Genomic DNA, 19613 nt, shown 5'->3' with positions numbered 1-19613 from the left:
GCGGGCATTGTTTATCGGGATTGGCGCACCGGTTTCCCTGCCGGCTGCGTATTTGTATGGACAAAGAATTCGAAGGGTACCGCATACCGATACCCGTGAAGTAGGGGGCAACCCCACCCGAGGGCCATCACTGGACCTCAAGTCATTGTCCTGAAAAGGTTTTCCTCAGACCAGCTGGAGTTCGAACGCCTTCAGTACGGCGCGCGTACGGTCGCGCACGCCCAGCTTGGACAGGATGTTGGACACATGGTTCTTGATGGTGCCTTCGGCCACACCCAGCGAGTTGGCGATCTCCTTGTTGGAGAAGCCACTGGCCATCAGGCGCAGGATCTCGGTCTCGCGGTCGGTCAACGGGTCCGGGCGGTCCAGGCTGACGAACTCGTTGCGCATGTGCTCCAGGCCGGACAGCAGGCGCTGGGTCACGGCCGGCTGCACCAGCGAACCGCCGTCGGCCACGGTGCGGATGGCACCGACCAGCTGCGCCAGGGTCACGTCCTTGAGCAGGTAGCCCTTGGCTCCGGCCTTGAGCCCGGCCAGCACCAGCTGGTCGTCGTCGAAGGTGGTGAGGATGATGGTCGGCGGCAGCTGCTCCTGGCGCGACAGCACCTGCAGCGCCTCCAGCCCGGACATCACCGGCATGCGCATGTCCATCAGCACCACGTCGGGGCGCACCTGCGGTATCAGTTCGACCGCCTGCCGGCCATCGCCGGCCTCGGCCACCACCTCGATACCGTCGTCGAGCGCCAGCAGGGAGCGGATTCCCTGCCGCACCAGGGTTTGGTCGTCGACCAGGCAGACGCGAATCATCAACGCACTCCTTCAGGAACCTTGGTAAGGGCGGCCACCAGCACCGTTGCCGGCACCGTCGCCCGCAGCCGGAAGCCTTCACCGGGACGGGTTTCGACCTGCAGCTGGCCACCACATTGTTGCAGGCGCTCGCGCATGCCGCGCAAGCCATTGCCCACATTGACCATATCCGCGCCGACGCCGTCGTCGCGGGCCTCCACCACCACCCGGTCGGGGGCTTCACGGTACACCTTGATCCACAGGTGGCGGGCGCCGGCATGGCGCACCGCGTTGGTGATGATCTCCTGGGTACAGCGCAGCAGCACGTGGGCCCGTTGCGGGTCCTCCACGTTCAGCGGATCCTCGATCTCCAGCTGGATGTCCAGCGAGGGCACGTTCTCGGTCAGCGGGCGCAGCGCTGCGGCCAGGTCGATGGCACCGGTCTCGCGCAGCTGGCTGACCACCTCGCGCACGTTGCCCAGCAGCAGCTTGGCCAATGCGTGGGAACGCTTCACATGCTCCAGCGCCTGGCCGTCGGCCAGGTGGCCGGCCACTTCCAGGTTCAGGGTCAGCGCGGTCAGCTGGTGGCCCAGCAGGTCATGCAGCTCGCGCGAGATGCGCGTGCGCTCATTGACCCGGGCGCTCTCGGCCAGCAGGGCGCGGGTGGCACGCAGTTCCGAGTTGAGCCGGCGCTGTTCGTCGCGGGCCTCGGCCTGGCGACGGGCCACCAGCGCGATCACGAACACGAAGCTGGAGAAGCCCATGTAGCCCACCGCCTGCAGCACGGCGATGAACGGCGGGAAGCCCAGCGGCTGGATGTAGACCGGCAACACCGCCAGGTTGCTGGCCACCAGCCAGACCACGCCGATGCGCGGCCCCAGCAGCCATGGCAGCAGGCCGGCCACCACCATCAGCAGGATGCTGCCCAGCGCGGTACCGGAAAAATAGCTCACGCCGATCGCGCAGGCGGTCAGCAGGATCAGCGCCGCGTGGTCGAAGAAGCCCGGACGGCCCTCGCCCAGCGAGCGGGTCAGCGCCCAGTACACGATGCCGAAAGCCAGGTAGGCCGAGGCCCAAGGAATGATGCGGAAGCCGGCTTCGCCGTCCAGCGTCTCCAGCGTCAGCGAGACAGGATCGATCAGGTAGATCGCGAGCCAAAGGCCGACGGTGCCCCAGGTGAACAACCCGGAGTAGCGCAGCATCGCATTGTGGTTCAGTCGGGCCAGCATCCCTCATCGTAGCCCGTGCACGGCCGCTCCCAAGCGCCGAAAGTCATGCTCGGGCATATCCCCTGTTCATGCCGCAGCCCACCCCGGGCATGCAATAATCGTGCGCAGGGTCCAATTTGACGGACCAACCGCGTTACCCCACGGAGTCACAATGTCGATTGTCATCCGCGACGTGCGCGAGCACGAGCTCGATTCCGTCCTGGCTTTGAACAACAACGCTGGCCTGGCCATCCTTCCCCTGGATGCGGCCCGCCTGCGCCTGTTCTATGAAACCGCTGAGTATTTCCGCGTCGCCGAGCGCGACGGCAACCTGGCCGGCTTCCTGATCGGCTTCGGCAGCGACAGCCAGCACGACAGCAGCAATTTCGCCTGGTTCAAGCAGCAGCTGGACACCCCGTTCTTCTACATCGACCGCATCGTGGTCGCCAGCCGCCGTCGTGGCGGTGGCGTCGGCCGTGCGTTCTATGCCGACGCGCAGAGCTTCGCCGAGCTGCGCTACCCGCAGATGACTTGCGAAGTCTTCCTCGACCATGGCGCCGATGCCGCCCTGCTCTTCCACGGCAGCTTCGGCTTCCGCGAGCTGGGTCAGAACACCATGCCGCAGGTCGACGTGCGCGCCAGCATGCTGGCCAAGGAACTGTGCAGCTACCCGTGGGTCCAGGAGACCTACGGCGGCAAGCTGCCGGATGTGGCATGGACACGTGCCCGGCATCTGCCGGCGCAGGCACAGCGGCCGACGGGGACCTGAGCGTGGCGGTGAATTTCGATTACGAACAGGCCGGTGAACTGAAGATCGGCCAGGTGGGCATCGCCAACCTGCGCATCCGTACCCTTGATGTCGAACGCCTCGTGCAGGAAATGCGCGAACGCGTCACCCGTGCGCCGAAACTGTTCGGCCGCGCCGCGGTGATCCTCGACTTCGGCGGCCTGAGCCAGGTGCCGGACGTGGCCACCGCGCAGGCGCTGGTCGATGGCCTGCGCAGTGCCGGCGTGCTGCCGGTGGCGCTGGCCTATGGCACCAGCGCGGTCGACCTGCTCTCGCAGCAGCTCGGGCTGCCACTGCTGGCCAAGTTCCGCGCCCAGTACGAGCGTGCCGAGGCCGAGCCGGCCCCGCCGCCGCCGCCCGCGCCGGAACCGCGTCGCGCAGCCCGTGCCGAACCGAAGCCGGCACCGGCCACGCCGGTGGCCAAGGTTGCCGACGCCGCCGCACCGCAGCCGGGCCGCATGCAGCTGGGCAACGTGCGTTCGGGCCAGCAGCTGTACGCTGAAAACTGCGACCTGACCGTGATGGCCACCGTCGGCGCCGGCGCCGAGGTCATCGCCGATGGCAGCATCCACATCTACGGCACCCTGCGCGGCCGCGCGCTGGCAGGGGCACAGGGCAACACCGCGGCACGCATCTTCTGCCGTGATTTCCATGCGGAACTGGTCGCCATTGCAGGCCACTACAAGGTACTGGACGATGTCCCGGACTCCCTGCGCGGCAAGGCCGTGCAGGTGTGGCTGGAACAGGACCAGATCAAGATCGCTGCGCTGGACTGACGCAGCACCCAAACAGAATCATCAGGAGAAGTCCTTTGGCTGAAATCATCGTAGTCACCTCCGGCAAGGGCGGCGTCGGCAAGACCACTTCCAGCGCGAGCCTGGCCTGCGGCCTGGCACGGCGCGGCAAGAAGGTGGCGGTGATCGACTTCGACGTCGGCCTGCGCAACCTCGACCTGATCATGGGCTGCGAACGCCGCGTGGTGTACGACTTCGTCAACGTCGTGCACGGCGAAGCGACCCTCAAGCAGGCCCTGATCAAGGACAAGCGCTTCGAGAACCTGTACGTGCTGGCCGCCTCGCAGACCCGCGACAAGGACGCACTGACCCAGGAAGGCGTGGGCAAGGTCCTGAAGGACCTGGCCGCCGACGGCTTCGACTACATCATCTGCGACTCCCCGGCCGGCATCGAGAAGGGCGCCTTCCTGGCGATGTACTTCGCCGACCGTGCGGTGGTGGTGGTGAACCCGGAAGTGTCGTCGGTGCGCGACTCGGACCGCATCATCGGCCTGCTCGACTCGAAGACCCACAAGGCCGAGTCCGGCCAGGACGTGCCGGCCTTCCTGCTGCTGACCCGCTACACCCCGCTGCGCGTGGAAAGCGGCGAGATGCTCAGCATCGCCGACGTCGAGGAAGTGCTCGGCCTGAAGGCGATCGGCGTGATCCCCGAGTCGGGTGACGTGCTCAACGCCTCCAACAAGGGCGAGCCGGTCATCCTGGATGTCGAGTCCGCAGCCGGCCAGGCCTACGACGACGCCGTCGCGCGCATCCTCGGCGAAGAACGCCCGATGCGCTTCACCAACGTCGAGAAGAAGGGCTTCTTCAGCAAGCTGTTCGGAGGGTAAGCATGGGCCTGTTTGATTTCCTCAAAGCGAAGAAGACCACCGCCGAAACCGCCAAGAACCGCCTGCAGATCATCATCGCGCAGGAGCGCAGCAACCGCGGCGGCCCCGATTACCTGCCGCTGCTGCAGCGCGAGCTGCTGGAAGTGATCAAGAAGTACGTGAACATCGACGTCGATGCAGTGAAGGTCGACCTGGTGAAGGATGGCCAGCACGATGTGCTGGACATCTCCGTGGCGCTCCCTGAAGGCCCGGACAAACCCTGAAGCTCTGCCCCGCCCGTGCCTGCACGGGCGGGGCTGCCTGACCCGCATGACCGATACAACAACCGCCGTGGACATCACCTGCGTGGGCGACATCGCCTTCGCTGATGCGCAGTGCCTGCTCGCCGCGCATGGCCTGCAGCTGCACCACGTCGCGGCCGGTGAACCGATTCCCGGCAGCTACTGGGGCGAGCCCGAGGCCGGCATCATCGCCAGCAACGTGTACGTGCGCGATGACACGCCCGTGCACTCGATGCTGCACGAAGCCTGCCATCTGATCGTGCTGCCGCCGGAGCGGCGTGCGCAGGTGCATACCGACGCCACCGACTCGGTGGCCGAGGAAGATGCCACCTGCTACCTGCAGATCGTGCTGGCCGGGCAGCTGCCTGGCGTTGGCAGTGCGCGGTTGATGGCCGACATGGATGCCTGGGGGTATACGTATCGGCTGGGGTCTACGAAAGCGTGGTTTGAAGAGGACGCCGAAGACGCGAAAGCGTGGCTGGTCGAACGCGGGTTGCCGGTGGCGTAAAGCCGCGGGCGCGGTTGGCCACGGGCGCGTGGCGACGCGCCGGACCTTGCGGCGCCCCTCTTTTCACTCGGCGCGGTTCGAGCAGGACGCCGAAGACGCGAAGGCGTGGTTGATCGAACGCGGATTGCCGGTGGCGTAACGCATCGGTAGTGCCGGCCGTTGGCCGGCAACCTCATGAACCCGTGCAGCATTACCTGGTTGCCGGCCAGCGGCCGGCACTACCCCATCAGCCCTGCCCTGCCAGCGCGCGCAGGGTAATGCCGACGATGTAGGCCAGGTAGGTGCCGGTGGCGTAGCCCATCGTGCCCAGCAACACGCCCACCGGCGCCAGGGCCGGATGGAACGCTGCAGCCACCACCGGCGCCGAAGCCGGGCCACCGATGTTCGACTGCGAACCGATCGCGAAGTAGAAGAACGGCACCTTCAGCAGCTTGCCCAGGCACCACAGCAGCGCGATGTGCACGGCAATCCAGATCAGGCCGAGCAGGAACAGCCACGGGCGGTCCAGCAGCGCCAGCAGATCCATCTGCATGCCGATGCAGGCAATCAGGAAGTACAGCAGCAGCGAACCCAGCCGCGAGGCGCCCGCACCTTCCAGCGTGCGTGCACGGGTGAAGCTCAGGCTCAGGCCCAGCGTGGTCGACAGCACCACCACCCACACGAACGGCGCATCCAGGCTGAACTGCGGGGCCCAGCTGACATTGGCCTTGAACCATGCTGCCAGCGGCGCACCGATCGCGTGTGACAGACCCACGCCGCCGAAGGCCACTGCCACGATCAGCATCAGGTCGGTGAGGCTGGGAACGCGCTCGTGCTCGGCCTGGAAACGCGCGATGCGCTCCTTCAGCTCATCGATGGCCGACGTGTCGGCACCGCTGCGCGCGTCGATCTTCGCTGCGCGCCCGGCCAGGAAGATCAGCGCGGCCATCCACACGTAACCGACACCGACATCGACCACGGCGAACTGGCCGAACGTGGTGGCGTTGACGTCGAAGACCTCGCGCATCGCCAGCATGTTGGCACCGCCGCCGATCCAGCTGCCGGCCAGTGCGGCCATGCCGGCCCAGGTGTCACCGGCCACCGTTTCCGGATGCAGCGCGCGCATCACCAGGAAAGCCACCACCGCACCCAGCATGATGCTGGCGGACGCACCCAGGTACATCAGCACCAGCTTCGGGCCGAGCCGCAGGATGCCCTTGATGTCCACCGCCAGGGTCAGCAGGATCAGCGCTGCCGGCAGCAGGATGTCGCGTGCGATCGGGTTGTAGAGCTTGGTGTTCTGGCCGTCGATCAGGCCGACGGTGTTGTAGATGCCGGGAATCAGGTAGCACAGCAGCAGTGCCGGCACGAAGGTGTAGAAGCGTTTCCACAGGCCCTGCTCGCGCGAGGCGGTCCAGAACACGGCGCCCAGGGTGGCGGCGATCAAACCGAAGACGACGATGTCGTTCTGGATCAGGGCGGTCGAGGGCATGCAGGCGCTCTGGGTAGAGCCGGCCGCTGGCCGGCTGCTGTTGGCGGCAGATCAGGAAGGTGTGCCGACCAACGGTCGGCACCCACCGGTACAGCAGATGGCGAAACAAAAGCGCCGCCCCGAAGGGCGGCGCTGCCGTCATCAGTTGCCGATGTGCTGCTTCAGCCAGGCATTGACGGTGTCATGCCACAGGATGCTGTTGTTCGGCTTCAGCACCCAGTGGTTTTCATCCGGGAAGTACAGGAACTTCGATTCGATGCCCTGGCGCTGGGCAGCAGTGAACGCGGCCAGGCCCTGCTCGACCGGAATACGGAAGTCCTGCTGGCCGTGGATGACCAGGATCGGCTTCTTCCAGTCCGCCACGTGGTTGACCGGGTTGAACTTCTCGTAGTTCGCCGCCTTCTGGTACGGCGTACCGCCCTGCTCCCACTCGGTGAACCACAGTTCTTCGGTGGCGTAGCCCATCATGCGCTGGTCGAACACACCGTCATGGTTGACCAGGCACTTGAACGGGCCGTTCCAGTTGCCGGCGATCCAGTTGACCATGAAGCCGCCGTAGCTGGCGCCCAGCGCACAGGCCTTGTCACCGTTGAGGAAGGAATACTTCTTCAGCGCCGCATCCCATCCCTTCTGCAGGTCTTCCAGCGGGCGGTCGCCCCAGTGCTGGCTGATCGCATCGGTGAAGGCCTGGCCATAGCCGGTGGAGCCGTGGAAGTCGATCATCACCACGGCGTAGCCCTGGCCCGCATAGGTCTGCGGATTCCAGCGGTAGCTCCAGCCATTGCCGAAGCTGCCCTGCGGGCCGCCGTGGATCAGGAACGCGACCGGGTACGACTTGCCTTCCTGGTAGTTGTGCGGCTTGACCACATAGCCGTGCACGGTGTCGTTGTTCCAGCCCTTGAACTCGAACTGTTCGTAGTCACCGAAGCTGACGTCCTTGAGCACGTCGCCAGCGGCCGGGGTCAGCGCGCGCAGCTCGCCGATGGCTTCGCCGGCGGCCGGCAGCAGGCCGACCAGCACCTGGTCGTTGCTCTTCAGGCTGTTGCGGGTGATCGCCACGCTGGTGCCGGCCACGTCCACCGAGGTCACGCTGCCGTCGCCGATCAGCTTGGTGGCCTTGCCGCTGGCCACGTCGATCTGGAACAGCGGGTGCTCGCCGAGGTCATCGGCAGTGGTGTAGATGCTGCTGCCATCCGCGGACAGGGTGATGCCGCCCGCCGAACGATCCCATTGCGGCGCGATCTCACGGCTCTTGCCGCTGGCCAGGTCCATCGCCATCAGGCCGAAACGGTCGGCCTCGAAGCCCGGGCGCTTCATCGCACGGTAGAACAGGGTCTTGCCGTCGGCACTGAACACCGGGCCGGCATCCCAGGCCGGATTGGAGGCGGTCAGGTTGACCGGCGCCTGCTTGCCCGCAGCGTCGAAGCGGTACAGGTCGAAGTTGGTCGACCACGGCTCCTGCTTGCCGGCCACGCGGATGCTGGCCACCACGCTGGCGCCATCCGGCGACCACGCGAAATCGTCATTGCCACCGAACGGCTTGGACGGTGCATCGCCGTCGATGGTCGCGCTCAGCGCCGAGGCGCCCTTGACCGCCCCGGCCTTGCCTGCCGGCAGCGGTGCCACGAACAGGGTGTTGCGGCGGCCGTCGTTCCAGGTATCCCAGTGGCGCACGAACAGCGAATCCCACACCTGGCCGCTGGCCTTGGCGTCCTTCTTTTCCTTCAGCTTCTTCTCGGTGCATGCCAGATCCGAGGCACAGGCCTGGAACACGCCGGCACTGAACAGCACGCGGTCGTCCTGCGGTGACACGTGGTAGCTGTCAACGTCCACCGGGAAGTCGGTCAGCTGGCGCGGGGTGCCGCCGTTGATCGGCTGCGCGTACAGCTGCTGGCTGCCGTTCTTGGCGCTGAGGAAGTAGACGGTCTGGCCATCGGCCGACAGCGACGCGGAATTGACGCTCCAGCCAGCCGGGGTGATCTGCTTCGGCGGAGCGGCGTCACGCGTGCGCAGGTTGCGCGCGAACAGCGCGGTGGAGGCCTTCAGGTTGGCGTCCACGCTGCGCTTGGCGAACACCACAGTGCCACCGTCCGTGGTCAGTACCGGCGCGGAGACGCGGTCCATGGCCACCATGTCGCGGACTTCCAGGCCACGGGCAGCGGCAACGCTGGGCAGGGCAGCCAGCAGGCTCAGTGGCAGCAGGGCATGACGCAGTTTCATCGGGGTCTCCGCAGGACGGCAAAAAACCGATGGTAGGCCCGTGCGGCCGGGGCTGCCAAGGCCATCGGTCATGGCTGCCCGCGGGGTTGGCCCCGCCGCCAGAAAAAGCAAACCGCGCCGTAGCGCGGTTTGCGGTAGTGCCGACCGCTGGCCGGCAACCAGGGGTATCACGGGATTCCGGGATTGCCGGCCAGCGGCCGGCACTACCCATCCCTTACGCCTTGGTGTACTTGCCGGTGCGGTAGATCAGCCAGCCCACCAGGAACAGCACGGCCAGGCCGATCCACTGCGCGCCCGGCAGGTGGAACGGCACGGCCAGCACGTCGGCGCGGCTGCTGACCACGATCGGAATCGCGATGGCGATGCCCATCAGTGCCTCACCGGTGATCAGGCCCGCAGCGAACAGCACACCCGGCTTGTGCACGCGGTCGCGGCCTTCTTCGTCATCGGCTCGCACCTTGTGGAAGCGCTCGACCAGGTGGGCGATCAGGCCGCCGAGGAAGATCGGCACCATCAGCTCCAGCGGCAGGTAGATGCCGATGGCGGCGGCCAGCACCGGCACGCGGAAGCGTGCGTTGCGCGACTTCAGCCAGCTGTCGAAGGCAATGATGGCGGCACCGACCACGGCACCGATGCCGATGAAGGTCCACGGCAGTTCGCCACCGAACAGGCCCTTGGCCACCGAGGCCATCAGGTTTGCCTGCGGCGCAGCCAGCGCGTTCGGGTGCAGCTCGGACTTCACGCCGATGCCGTAGGCGGTGGCCAGCAGGTTCAGCACCGGGGCCATGATCAGCGCGCACGAGAAGGCACCGATGCCCAGCATCAGCTGCTGCTTCCACGGGGTGGCACCTACGATATAGCCGGCCTTGAGGTCCTGCAGGTTGTCACCACCGACCGCTGCGGCGCAGCACACCACCGCGCCGATCATGATCGCCGCCACCGCGCCCAGCGGCGCACCGCCGGCACCGACCGGCTTGAGGCCATCGGCGCCCAGCAGCACCACCAGCACGGCCGAGGCGAACAGGATGGTGGAGATGGTGATGCCCGACACCGGGTTGTTGGACGAACCGATCAAGCCGGCCAGGTAGGCCGAGACCGACACGAACAGGAAGCCGGCAACGATCATGATGATGGTCATCGGGATCGACACGTGCCACTGGCCGACGATGGCCTGGTACAGGGCCAGCAGCGGCAGCACGAAGACCACCAGGGCCACCAGCATCCACTTCATCGGCAGGTCGCGCTCGGTGTGCGCCAGCACCGGGCCACCGCTCTTGCGGGCGGCGGCAAAGCCGCTCTTGACGCCATTGAGCAGCGACTTGCGCAGCGAGATCAGGGTCCAGATGCCGCCGATCAGCATTGCGCCGACACCCAGGTAACGCATCTTCGCGCCCCAGATGGCGAACGCCGCTTCGGTGGAGGATGCCGTGGCGACCGACGCGGCCAGTGCCGGATCGGTGTTCATGAAGAACGCTTGGTAGATCGGGATGGCGATGTGCCAGGTCAGGATCGAGCCGGACACGACCACGATGCCGACGTTGAGGCCGACGATGTAGCCCACGCCCAGCAGTGCCGGCGACAGGTTGGTACCGATGAAGGCGGTGACCTTGGAACTGCCGACATAGGCCGAGGTGGCCCAGGCATCGGGAATCAGGCGCATGCCGCTTTCCGCGGCCAGCTTGACGAAGGCACCGATGACTGCCGACAGGCCGAGGATCTTCAGGCCCGGGCCCGGGTTCTCACCGGCCTTGAGCACTTCGGCCGCGGCCTTGCCTTCCGGGAACGGAAGCGGGTCTTCAACGATCATCGAACGGCGCAGCGGCACCGAGAACAGCACGCCCAGCAGGCCACCGAGGCCGGCGATGCCCAGCACCCACCAGTACTTGAAGTCCGGCCAGTAGCCCATGATCACCAGCGCCGGGATGGTGAAGATCACACCGGCGGCGATCGACGAACCGGCCGAGGCACCGGTCTGCACGATGTTGTTTTCAAGGATGGAGCCACCGCCCAGCAGGCGCAGCACGCCCATGGAAATCACCGCGGCGGGAATGGCGGTGGCGATGGTCAGGCCTGCGAACAGACCGAGGTAGGCGTTTGCGGCCGACAGCACCACCGCCAGCACGATGGCCAGGGCCACTGCGCGGAAGGTGAGCTGCTTGGGCGCAGCGTCGTGGTTCATGGAAGCCCCTGCTGGCAAAAAATCCCTGCCACGCTAGCGTTCAGGGGGCGGCAAGTCCAGTGCGGTTGGTCCCGGCCGACGGGCCTTTTCCAGCTCCGCCCCGCACCTGACCCCTTCGCCCCTTCAGATGCGTCGTGTTTGACCATGATCGGCACAGCGAACAAGCCGCACAGGATTGGGCCTTTCGCCCAGCAACTCCCAGCCCCCGTGCCCTGCGCTGCGTCTGAGCGGATTTCCAGCTCGGCACTGGCTTGAGTGGACACGCAGTATCCCCCACCGTGCGCAGTCACCAGCGAGGAAGCGACTCAATGACAGCACTCCCATTGACCCGGATGAAGCGGGCGCCCGCCATTGCCAAAGCCGCAGCGCTGTGTGCGCTGGTGGGGATCAGTGACGCCAGCGCCTTCAGCGGATTCGGCACCGCCGTTGTCGAGGACAGGGATGGGAAGCCGTGCTTCGGCCTGCCGACCAGGACATTCGAATCGCTCCGCTCGCCTCGTCCGCTGCAGGCGCTGACAGTGCATCGCAACGTCAACGATGAGGCCTGGTCGTTCAGCTATCACCCGAGCCCAGCAGTACTTCTCAGGCCGGGGCAATGCATTGTGTACGGGGAGCTTCCTGTCTCGGCTACGTCGCCCGCCGCTCCGCAGCCGCTGGTTCCTGGAGCGCTGTATGAGGTCTACCTCAACGCTCCCACCAGTGGCCTGATCAGAGGCTACTACGCGAAGTTCTGCCTGAAGACCTTACCCGACGGATCTACCCGCGTGATCCCTGTCCGCTATGACGAACGCAAAGGATGGACCGCAGAGGTCTGTAAGCCCTGAGGAGCTGCAGGCAATAACGTTATGTTATATCCTGTCACGCCACCCTTGGGCTTTGCGTGGCTGCAGCCTCCCCCCGCCTGATCTCCATCGACCAGCTGCGCGGCACCGTGATGCTGCTGATGCTGCTCGACCACGTCCGCGAGACCTTCTTCCTGCAATATCAGGTCAGCGACCCGATGGATGCGTCCACGGTCTCTCCCGGCCTGTTCGCCTGCCGTCTGCTGGCGCATCTGTGCGCCCCGGTATTCGTGCTGCTCACTGGTCTGTCGGCCTGGCTGTACGGCCAGCGCCAGGCGGATCCGCGCCGGGCCACGGCCGCCTTCCTGCTCAAGCGCGGGCTGTTCCTGGTCGTGCTGGAACTGACCCTGGTGAACTTCGCCTGGACCTTCCAGCTGCCGCCGGAAACGCTGTACCTGCAGGTGATCTGGGCCATCGGGCTGAGCATGATCGCGCTGGCCGGCCTTCTGTGGCTGCCGCGCCTGGCCCTGCTGGTGCTGGCAGTCGCGGTGGTGGCCGGGCACAACCTGTTGGACGGCGTGCGAGTGGAAGGCCACGGTCTGCTGGCGATGCTGTGGAAAGTGCTGCACCAGCGCGACTGGATCGAGACCGGCGCGCTGCGCCTGCGCACTTCCTACCCGGTGCTGCCGTGGATCGGGGTAATCGCGCTGGGCTACCTGATGGGGCCGTGGTTCGCCCGCGACCGCGACCCCGCGCAACGCCAGCGCTGGCTGCTGTGCGCAGGCGTCGGCGCGCTGGCCCTGTTCGCCCTGCTGCGGTTCGCCAACCAGTACGGGGATGCACCGTGGCAATACCAGACCAGCACGCTGCGCACCTGGATGAGCGTGTTCAACATCACCAAGTACCCGCCGTCGCTGCAGTTCCTGCTGTTGACGCTGGGCGTGGGATTGTTGCTGCTGCGCCTGTACGAATGGCCGCCACTGGCGCGTGCGCTGCGCCCGCTGGCCGATGTCGGCGCCGCGCCGATGTTCTTCTACCTGCTGCACCTGTATGTGCTGAAGGGGCTGTACCTGGCCGCGCTGGCGATCTGGGGGCCGACACACGGTGATCTGTACGCACTGGATTCTGTGGCCGGCCTGCTGCTGGTGGCCTGTGCGCTGGCGGTGGTGCTGTACCCGCCGACGCGGGCGTTCGCGCGGTTCAAGGCGCGACGGCGCGATCTGGCGTGGTTGCGGTACCTGTGATCGCCCAGGCCAGTCCGGCAATCCACGCATGGCGTGGATCTACTGAAAGCGGATCGGGCCACAGGCCTATAATTCCGCGATGAATTCCACCGCTATCGCTTCCGACGATTTCCTGGGCCATCCCAAGGGCGTCTACGTCTGCTTCTTCACCGAAATGTGGGAGCGCTTCTCCTTCTATGGCATGAAGGCGCTGCTGCTGCTGTACCTGACCAAGTACCACCTGTTCGGCGACAAGGCCGGCCTGGACCTGCTCGGTGCCTATGGCGGCCTGGTGTACTGCATCCCGGTGTTCGGCGGCATGCTGGCCGACCGCTGGCTGGGCATGCGCCGGGCGGTGCTGTTCGGCGGCATCCTGCTGGTGCTCGGCCACCTCGGCATGGCCTTCGAAGGCCACGCCGCGTATCGGGTGAACGGCGAAGTGGTGCGCGACACCTCGGCACTGGCGGTGACCTACCTGTCGCTGGCGCTGATCATCATGGGCGTCGGCTTCCTCAAGCCGAACATCTCCACCATCGTCGGCAAGCTGTACGCCAAGGACGACCCGCGCCGCGATTCGGGCTTCTCGCTGTTCTACGCCGGCATCAACCTCGGCGCGCTGTTCTCTTCGCTGGTGTGCGGCTTCCTCGGCGAGGCCTATGGCTGGAAGTACGGTTTCGGTGCGGCCGGCATCGGCATGCTGGCCGGCCTGGCGATGTTCCTGTGGGGCCAGAAGTACCTGCAGGGCCACGCCGAGCCGCCACAGCCGGCCGCGCTGAAGCAGAAGGTGCTGGGCCTGCCGCGCGAATGGCTCATCTATCTGTGCGCGGTGCTCGGTGTGCTGCCGGTGGCGTGGCTGATGTGGGCGGCCGGCAACGGCGCGTTCGCGCTGGGCGGTGAAATCAGCCTGGCGCTGATGCTGATGCTGGTGGTGCTGGGCGGCGTGCTGGTCTGGTTCGCCTGGTTCACCGGCAGCAAGTGCACGCCGGTGCAGCGCCAGCAGATGGTCGCGCTGATGGTGCTGATCTTCATGGCACTGGTGTTCTTCACGATGTACGAGCAGTCGTATGGCTCCTGGGTGACCTTCACCGACCGCCTGCTGACCAAGGACATCGTGCCCTCGCTGGTGATCACCGGCGGTACCCCGCTGCCCTGGTCGATCATCTCGCTGCTGCTGGCGCCGCTGGGCTTCGTGGTCAGCGCGCGGCTGTCCGAGCGCCGTCCGGGCTCATCTGCGCCGCGAACGTTCTTCGCCGCCATCGTCGTGCTGATGCTGGTGCTGCTGGTGCGCGACTGCCTGGTGATTCCGCAGACCGCCGGCTCGCTGACCTACCTCGGCGGCCTGTTCCTGGTGCTGCTGGCGCCGGCCTTCGCCGCACTGTGGACGTGGATGGACCGCCGCGGCTGGGAACCGGGCAAGCCGGTCAAATCGGCCTGGGGCCTGGTGATCGGCGCGCTCTCGTTCGTGCCGCTGGCGCTGGCCGCGCAACAGGTTGGCGCCACTGGCGAGATGGCCAGCGTGTGGTGGCTGGTGCTGGCCTACTTCCTGCTGGCCAGCGGTGAGATGTGCCTGTCGCCGGTCGGCCTGTCGGCGGTGACCCAGCTGGCCGTGCCGCGGGTGATGAGCCTGATGATGGGCACCTGGTTCCTGGCCACCGCGTTCTCGGAAACGCTGGCCGCGCTGTTCGGCAAGCTGGCCGCGATCGAGGTACCGGAAGGCGAATCGCTGGACATGGTGGCCGCGGCCGGTGCCTATGCGCACCTGTTCTGGCTGCTGATGTGGATCGGCCTGGGCTGTGCGCTGGCCGCTTTCATCGCCGCGCCGCTGCTGAAGAAGATGATGCACGGGGTCAAGTAAGCCCGATGCAGGCGAACTCCGGGGGCGGCGGATCGATCATCCGCCGCCCCCGGCTTGTTCAGGGCGCGCTGCTCTTCTCCGCAGGTGCGGCCTGCCCGGCCACCTGGCCCCCCAGGCTGCGCGAGAGGAAGGCCAGCAACCTGCTGTAGTACGCACGTTGGTTGGCAGGGGAATAGAAACCATGCCCTTCATTCTTGACGTACAGGGTTTCCACCGGCGTGCCGGCCTTCTTCAACGCAGCTTCCATGCGTTCGCTGTGCACGATCGGCGCACGTTGATCCTGGCCACCCGCGGCCAGGAATACCGGCACCCGCACCTGCGCGGCCAGATTCACCGGGGAACGCTCTGCCAGATCCTTGGGCGATCCCAGCCAGTTCCGCAGGTAGGCCAGGCCTGACTCATCGCTCTGGATGTCTCCGCGGGCGTACATCAACGGCAGGTCGTAGATGCCGACGTAGCCGGCCGCGCACTGGTACAGGTCCGGTTCGCGCACCGCCCCCATCATCGCCGCATAGGCACCGTAACTGGCCCCATAGATGCAGATGCGGTTCTTGTCGGCCACGCCCTGTTCGATCGCCCAGCGCGTAGCATCGGTGACGTCATCCTGCATCGACAGCCCCCATTGCTTTCGCGCGGCCTGCATGTGGGCCCGGCCATAGCCGGAAGAGCCGCGGAAATTCACCTGCAGTACCGCGTAACCCGCCGCCGCCAGCATCTGTGTCTCGGTGTCATAGGTGCCCTGGTCGGCGACACCGATCGGACCTCCGTGCGGCACCACCACCATCGGCAGCGCACGGGCCTCGCGGCCATGCGGAACGGTTAGGAAGCCATGCAGCGGACGCCCATCACGCGCCGTCAGGCTGATCGGACGCACCTCCGCCGCCAGCGCGGGGTCGATCCAGTCGCTGCGGCTGATCAGGTGCCGTGCACTCTTGCCAACCGTGTCATAGAGATAGAAATCGCCCGGATTGCTGCCTGACCAGGTTTCCACCAGCACCGTCTTGCCATCGCGCGTGCTGGAGGTGATGTAGACCGCTCCGCCCAGGCCGGCTTCGAGGCTGCGGTACAGGCGAGCGTCGTCCGAGGCGTCATCGAAGAATGCCGTTCGCGGCGCACTGCCAAGGAACAGGGCCCCGACCGGCACGCGGCTGCCGGGGCGCCGGATGATGCGCGCCGGGTCGGTACTCCCATCGCGCAGCACGGTGCGTCGTTCATTGCTCTGGGGGTCCCAGCTGACAATGGCATCAGGTCCATCTGCCTGCTCGACCTGCAGGTACGCCAGGCGACCATCGGCCGAGAAGCCGAGCGGCGCCTCGATGCGCTTGCTCAGGGATTCATCATTGAGCAGGACCCAGTCGCTGTTGCTGCCCGTGCGGTAGTAGAGCTTCTGCGTGCCATCGGTAACGACAGCGCGTGCGAAACGCACCTCGCCCTGCTCATCGGTCGTGAAGTCCGCATCGGGAATGGGAGCGCGCGCCACGGCGTTGCGGCGACCGGTGATCACGTCCATGCGCTCGACCTGCGCATGCGAACTGCCGACCAGCGGGATCACCGTCACCAGCGCGTTGCGGTCATCGTCCTTGAGCTCATCACTGAGGTAGGCGGCCACCAGGCCTGCCGGCTTGACCTTGATGTTGGTGCCCAGGCTCTGGTCGGCAACCCGGTACCCCACCAGCAGCTCGCCGCCCTTGCCGTTGGCATTGATACCGAACAGTTCGCCGGTCGGCGTCGGCCGGTCCAGCACGCCGAACTTCTGTGCCATGCCCACCAGCAGCCGCTCGTTGCTGACCCAGTCGAAGGTGTGGGCGTGATCGTTGCGGGGCGGGCGGAAGCTGCCGACCATCTTCATGTCGGCAATGCGGTAGATCGCCAATGCGGTTCCCGCCTCCAGCGGAACCGTCGCGGCGATGTACTCGCCCCCTGGTGAAATCTTGATGTCGGTAAACGACTCCTGCCGCAGATAGCGATCCAGGTCCAGCGTTGCGGCCGATGCCCCACCCACAACCGAGCTCAACAGTACAGCCAGCACAATCCTGCGCATCCTTCCCCCATGGAAAACCGGACACCCTGTCCGGATGCACGATTCTAGGCACGTGACCGTTTGCCGCGCCACATCGGCAGAAAAAACGACGGCACCGTTGCCGGTGCCGTCGTTACCACTACCTTGGAGAGAGAGTCAGGACGTGGGTTCGGGGGGCGTGCGCCGGGTCAGTGGACCCCGCGCACCGCCAACGTAAGGGCCAGGATGCTGAGGATCACGGCGATGGTGCCGTCGAGCACGCGCCAGGTACTGGGCTTGGTGAACAGCGGCGCCAGCAGGCGCGCGCCCAGGCCCTGCGCGGTCAGCCACAGGCAGCTGGCAGTCACCACACCGGCGGCGAAGGCCATGCGGGCGTTGCCGAAGTTCTCGGCGATCGAGCCGATCACCATCATGTCCAGCCAGAAGTGCGGGTTGATCAGCGAGAAGCCGACCGCGGCCATGAGCACCGCGCGGCGGCTGCCGTCGTCGCTGTCAGCCTCGCCCATGCCGCCGCCACCGGCAATCGCACGGCGTGCCGACTTCATGGCGTACCAGGCCAGGAACGCGACACCGGTCCACAGCACGGCGGTGGTCAGCCACGGCAGCGCCGAAGTGAGCGTGCGCAGGCCAGCCACGCTGGCAAAGATGAAGATCGCATCGATGGCCGCACAGGTGGCAACCACCGGCACGATGTGCTTGCGCAGGATGCCCTGGCGCAGAATGAAGGCGCTCTGGGCCCCGACCACGGCGAACAGGCCGATGCCGGTAGCTGCACCAGAGAACCAGGCACCGAGGCCGGTGCTGGCGGAGATGACCGAGAACATGGGATTCACTGCCTTTACTTGCTTGGGGGGACGGTGCCTCGCGAAGGCGGACAGCACCGGAACGGGCGCCATTGTCGCGCCGCAACATGAAAAAGACGAGCTAAACTTCCTAAACCAACATTAGCGGAACTTAATTCGATGCGTATCGACCATGCCCAGCTGCGCGCCCTGGCCGCAGTGATCCGCGAAGGCAGCTTCGACCGCGCCGCGCAGTCGCTGAATGTCACGCCCTCGGCCATCTCGCAGCGGGTCAAGGCACTGGAGGATCGGGTCGGTCGCCTGCTGGTCAAGCGCGGCACCCCGGCCACCGCCACCGCCGAGGGCCAGGTGCTGGTGCAGCTGGCCGAGCAGACCGCCCTGCTCGAGCACGACGCCCTGCACCGGATGGGCCTGGCTGACGAAGACCTGCCGCAGGCCAGCATCCCGGTGGCGGTGAACCACGACAGCCTGGAAACCTGGTTCCCGCAGGCCGCCTCGCAGTTCGCACAGAGCACCGGCACCACCCTGGACCTGCGCGTGGAGGACCAGGACCACACCGTCGAACTGCTGCGCCAGGGCACGGTGCTGGGTGCGGTGACCACGCTGGACGAGCCGGTGCAGGGCTGCCAGATCCACGCGCTGGGCAGCATCCGTTACGCCGCCACCTGTACCCCCGAATTCCGCGAACGCCATTTTGCCAAGGGCGTGACCGCGCAGGCGCTGGCGCAGGCGCCGGTGCTGGTGTTCAACCGCAAGGACGAAATGCAGTCGCGCTTTGCCCGGCGCATGGTCGGCGACGACCTGCCCAGCACCGCACCGACCTGGTGGATTCCGTCCACACGTGCCTTCGTGCAGGCCAATCTGGGCGGCATGGGCTGGACCATGAACCCATTGCCGCTGGTCAAACGGCACCTGGACGCCGGCCGCCTGGTCTACGTACGCCAGCGCGCGTGGGAAGACGTGCCGCTGTACTGGCAGCACTGGAAGGGTGACGTCCAGACCATGGCCCTGCTGACCCGCGCCGTGCTGGACGCCTCCTCAGCGCTGGTGCGGCGCAAGCGCTGAGGCAGCCCTGCAAAAAAAGGGGACGGAGGGGATTAAGTCGTTTAAGGCCCATACGACATTCTGGGCAAAGACGACTTAATCCCCTCCGTCCCCTTTTTGCTCCATCCAATCTCCACGAAGTCTCCACACCGGGTCCATGCGTGATGCGGATACTGGTCGGCCGATCACTGCAAGGATGCCCTGCATGCCTGTATTCGTCCGCGATGCGCGCCCCGAAGATGCCGCCGCCTGCATCGACCTGCGCGGGCGCACCCGCGAGAACGCCTTCAGTGCCGCGCAGTTGGCGGAGCTGGGCATCACGCCGGAAAGCTGGGCGGCCGGCATCGCCCAGGGCGATTCGATCGGCCGCGTCGCCTGGGAAGGGGAGCGCATGGCCGGTTACTGCTTCGCCGACCGCGACAGTGGCGAGGTGCTGGTGCTGGCCCTGCTGCCGGACTACGAAGGCCGTGGCATCGGCCGCCAGCTGCTGCAGGAGGTAGTGAGCCTGACCCGCGATGCCGGCCATACCCGGCTGTTCCTGGCCTGCTCGGCCGACCCGCGTTCGCGCTCGCATGGCTTCTACCGGCGCCTGGGCTGGCGCCCGACCGGGGAGATCGATGAGGCCGGTGACGAGATTCTGGAGCTGGTCTGATTGAAGGCGTCGCCAGGCATGGCCTGGCGCTACTGGGGCTACGATCGCCAAGCTTGGGCCCGCCGCTCACGTGACGGGGCCGCGAAACGTCGGATGCTGCGTTGCATCAAAAACGGACCGGATCCGGTTAGAATCGCGGATGGATGGCGCAAGGCGTTGTTTCTTCACGCCCT

17 protein-coding genes are annotated in these 19613 nt (G+C 66.4%); 10 read left to right on the top strand and 7 right to left on the bottom strand.

What is annotated here, in order from left to right:
* Positions 1-165 precede the first annotated feature (165 nt).
* Complete coding sequence (locus tag ACZLIB_RS06335) at positions 166-807, bottom strand: response regulator (RefSeq protein ID WP_006424175.1); 642 nt, start codon at positions 805-807, stop codon at positions 166-168.
* A complete protein-coding gene (locus tag ACZLIB_RS06330; RefSeq protein WP_132809551.1) occupies positions 807-2015 on the bottom strand; it encodes a sensor histidine kinase in 1209 nt (402 codons plus the stop codon). The genes ACZLIB_RS06335 and ACZLIB_RS06330 overlap by 1 nt, the downstream gene beginning before the upstream one ends.
* Before the next feature lie 151 nt (positions 2016-2166).
* Between ACZLIB_RS06330 and ACZLIB_RS06325 the strand changes: the two genes are divergently transcribed.
* From ACZLIB_RS06325 to ACZLIB_RS06305, 5 genes are read left to right on the top strand one after another with little or no spacing between them, the layout of a single operon-like run.
* On the top strand, positions 2167-2763 hold the full coding sequence (locus ACZLIB_RS06325; RefSeq protein WP_032127604.1) for a GNAT family N-acetyltransferase: 597 nt from the start codon (positions 2167-2169) through the stop codon (positions 2761-2763).
* Positions 2709-3557 (top strand): septum site-determining protein MinC, encoded by an 849-nt coding sequence (gene minC / locus ACZLIB_RS06320; protein ID WP_050509775.1) that lies wholly within the window; start codon positions 2709-2711, stop codon positions 3555-3557. Before ACZLIB_RS06325 ends, minC begins: the two co-directional genes overlap by 55 nt.
* Positions 3558-3592: 35 nt before the next feature.
* Positions 3593-4402, top strand: coding sequence for a septum site-determining protein MinD (gene minD, locus ACZLIB_RS06315; RefSeq protein ID WP_010483375.1), 810 nt, complete (start codon positions 3593-3595; stop codon positions 4400-4402).
* A 2-nt stretch (positions 4403-4404) separates the two neighbouring features.
* The gene (gene minE / locus ACZLIB_RS06310; RefSeq protein WP_004148073.1) at positions 4405-4665 is read left to right on the top strand and encodes a cell division topological specificity factor MinE; all 261 of its coding nucleotides are present in this window, start codon (positions 4405-4407) and stop codon (positions 4663-4665) included.
* A 46-nt stretch (positions 4666-4711) separates the two neighbouring features.
* Complete coding sequence (locus ACZLIB_RS06305) at positions 4712-5191, top strand: hypothetical protein (protein ID WP_049398895.1); 480 nt, start codon at positions 4712-4714, stop codon at positions 5189-5191.
* 226 nt (positions 5192-5417) lie between these two features.
* On the opposite strand, the gene ACZLIB_RS06300 is transcribed toward ACZLIB_RS06305, so the two are convergent.
* The 3 genes from ACZLIB_RS06300 to ACZLIB_RS06290 all read right to left on the bottom strand — a co-directional run bounded on the left by ACZLIB_RS06300 (position 5418) and on the right by ACZLIB_RS06290 (position 11061).
* Entirely contained in the window at positions 5418-6662 is a 1245-nt protein-coding gene (locus ACZLIB_RS06300; protein ID WP_049461777.1) for a DUF819 family protein, read from the bottom strand.
* A 141-nt stretch (positions 6663-6803) separates the two neighbouring features.
* Positions 6804-8882 (bottom strand): S9 family peptidase, encoded by a 2079-nt coding sequence (locus ACZLIB_RS06295; RefSeq protein ID WP_478469411.1) that lies wholly within the window; start codon positions 8880-8882, stop codon positions 6804-6806.
* 214 nt (positions 8883-9096) lie between these two features.
* On the bottom strand, positions 9097-11061 hold the full coding sequence (locus ACZLIB_RS06290; RefSeq protein ID WP_032127608.1) for an OPT family oligopeptide transporter: 1965 nt from the start codon (positions 11059-11061) through the stop codon (positions 9097-9099).
* Between the two features lie 308 nt (positions 11062-11369).
* Between ACZLIB_RS06290 and ACZLIB_RS06285 the strand changes: the two genes are divergently transcribed.
* The 3 genes from ACZLIB_RS06285 to ACZLIB_RS06275 all read left to right on the top strand — a co-directional run bounded on the left by ACZLIB_RS06285 (position 11370) and on the right by ACZLIB_RS06275 (position 14921).
* Complete coding sequence (locus ACZLIB_RS06285) at positions 11370-11885, top strand: hypothetical protein (protein WP_478465658.1); 516 nt, start codon at positions 11370-11372, stop codon at positions 11883-11885.
* Positions 11886-11995: 110 nt separating this feature from the next.
* Positions 11996-13087 (top strand): acetyltransferase domain-containing protein, encoded by a 1092-nt coding sequence (locus ACZLIB_RS06280; protein ID WP_478469913.1) that lies wholly within the window; start codon positions 11996-11998, stop codon positions 13085-13087.
* A 79-nt stretch (positions 13088-13166) separates the two neighbouring features.
* Entirely contained in the window at positions 13167-14921 is a 1755-nt protein-coding gene (locus ACZLIB_RS06275) for a peptide MFS transporter (protein WP_049398893.1), read from the top strand.
* Positions 14922-14979: 58 nt separating this feature from the next.
* Here ACZLIB_RS06275 and ACZLIB_RS06270 read toward each other — a convergent pair whose 3' ends face one another.
* Both ACZLIB_RS06270 and ACZLIB_RS06265 read right to left on the bottom strand, forming a co-directional pair.
* Entirely contained in the window at positions 14980-16962 is a 1983-nt protein-coding gene (locus ACZLIB_RS06270) for an alpha/beta hydrolase family protein (protein ID WP_478469409.1), read from the bottom strand.
* Between the two features lie 167 nt (positions 16963-17129).
* Positions 17130-17765, bottom strand: coding sequence for a LysE/ArgO family amino acid transporter (locus ACZLIB_RS06265; protein WP_005408523.1), 636 nt, complete (start codon positions 17763-17765; stop codon positions 17130-17132).
* Between the two features lie 138 nt (positions 17766-17903).
* Here ACZLIB_RS06265 and ACZLIB_RS06260 point away from each other — a divergent pair, with 138 nt between their 5' ends.
* Positions 17904-18809, top strand: coding sequence for a LysR family transcriptional regulator ArgP (locus ACZLIB_RS06260; RefSeq protein ID WP_478469408.1), 906 nt, complete (start codon positions 17904-17906; stop codon positions 18807-18809).
* 184 nt (positions 18810-18993) lie between these two features.
* Positions 18994-19440 (top strand): GNAT family N-acetyltransferase, encoded by a 447-nt coding sequence (locus tag ACZLIB_RS06255; protein ID WP_049398889.1) that lies wholly within the window; start codon positions 18994-18996, stop codon positions 19438-19440.
* Positions 19441-19613: the final 173 nt, after the last annotated feature.

Source organism: Stenotrophomonas sp. 220_Sma (assembly GCF_056487375.1).
Note: the sequence above shows the minus strand (reverse complement) of the source record. Positions and strands in the feature narration are given on the sequence as shown.

Excerpts from the sequence above, each read along its gene's own strand:
- ACZLIB_RS06280 (WP_478469913.1), top strand. The coding sequence starts at position 11,996 with ATGCTGCTGATGCTGCTCGACCACGTCCGCGAGACCTTCTTCCTGCAA.
- ACZLIB_RS06285 (WP_478465658.1), top strand. The coding sequence starts at position 11,370 with ATGACAGCACTCCCATTGACCCGGATGAAGCGGGCGCCCGCCATTGCC.
- ACZLIB_RS06330 (WP_132809551.1), bottom strand. The coding sequence starts at position 2,015 with ATGCTGGCCCGACTGAACCACAATGCGATGCTGCGCTACTCCGGGTTG.
- minE (WP_004148073.1), top strand. The coding sequence starts at position 4,405 with ATGGGCCTGTTTGATTTCCTCAAAGCGAAGAAGACCACCGCCGAAACC.
- minC (WP_050509775.1), top strand. The coding sequence starts at position 2,709 with ATGGACACGTGCCCGGCATCTGCCGGCGCAGGCACAGCGGCCGACGGG.
- ACZLIB_RS06290 (WP_032127608.1), bottom strand. The coding sequence starts at position 11,061 with ATGAACCACGACGCTGCGCCCAAGCAGCTCACCTTCCGCGCAGTGGCC.
- ACZLIB_RS06335 (WP_006424175.1), bottom strand. The coding sequence starts at position 807 with ATGATTCGCGTCTGCCTGGTCGACGACCAAACCCTGGTGCGGCAGGGA.
- ACZLIB_RS06295 (WP_478469411.1), bottom strand. The coding sequence starts at position 8,882 with ATGAAACTGCGTCATGCCCTGCTGCCACTGAGCCTGCTGGCTGCCCTG.
- ACZLIB_RS06325 (WP_032127604.1), top strand. The coding sequence starts at position 2,167 with ATGTCGATTGTCATCCGCGACGTGCGCGAGCACGAGCTCGATTCCGTC.
- ACZLIB_RS06265 (WP_005408523.1), bottom strand. The coding sequence starts at position 17,765 with ATGTTCTCGGTCATCTCCGCCAGCACCGGCCTCGGTGCCTGGTTCTCT.
- ACZLIB_RS06275 (WP_049398893.1), top strand. The coding sequence starts at position 13,167 with ATGAATTCCACCGCTATCGCTTCCGACGATTTCCTGGGCCATCCCAAG.
- ACZLIB_RS06270 (WP_478469409.1), bottom strand. The coding sequence starts at position 16,962 with ATGCGCAGGATTGTGCTGGCTGTACTGTTGAGCTCGGTTGTGGGTGGG.
- ACZLIB_RS06260 (WP_478469408.1), top strand. The coding sequence starts at position 17,904 with ATGCGTATCGACCATGCCCAGCTGCGCGCCCTGGCCGCAGTGATCCGC.
- ACZLIB_RS06300 (WP_049461777.1), bottom strand. The coding sequence starts at position 6,662 with ATGCCCTCGACCGCCCTGATCCAGAACGACATCGTCGTCTTCGGTTTG.
- ACZLIB_RS06255 (WP_049398889.1), top strand. The coding sequence starts at position 18,994 with ATGCCTGTATTCGTCCGCGATGCGCGCCCCGAAGATGCCGCCGCCTGC.
- ACZLIB_RS06305 (WP_049398895.1), top strand. The coding sequence starts at position 4,712 with ATGACCGATACAACAACCGCCGTGGACATCACCTGCGTGGGCGACATC.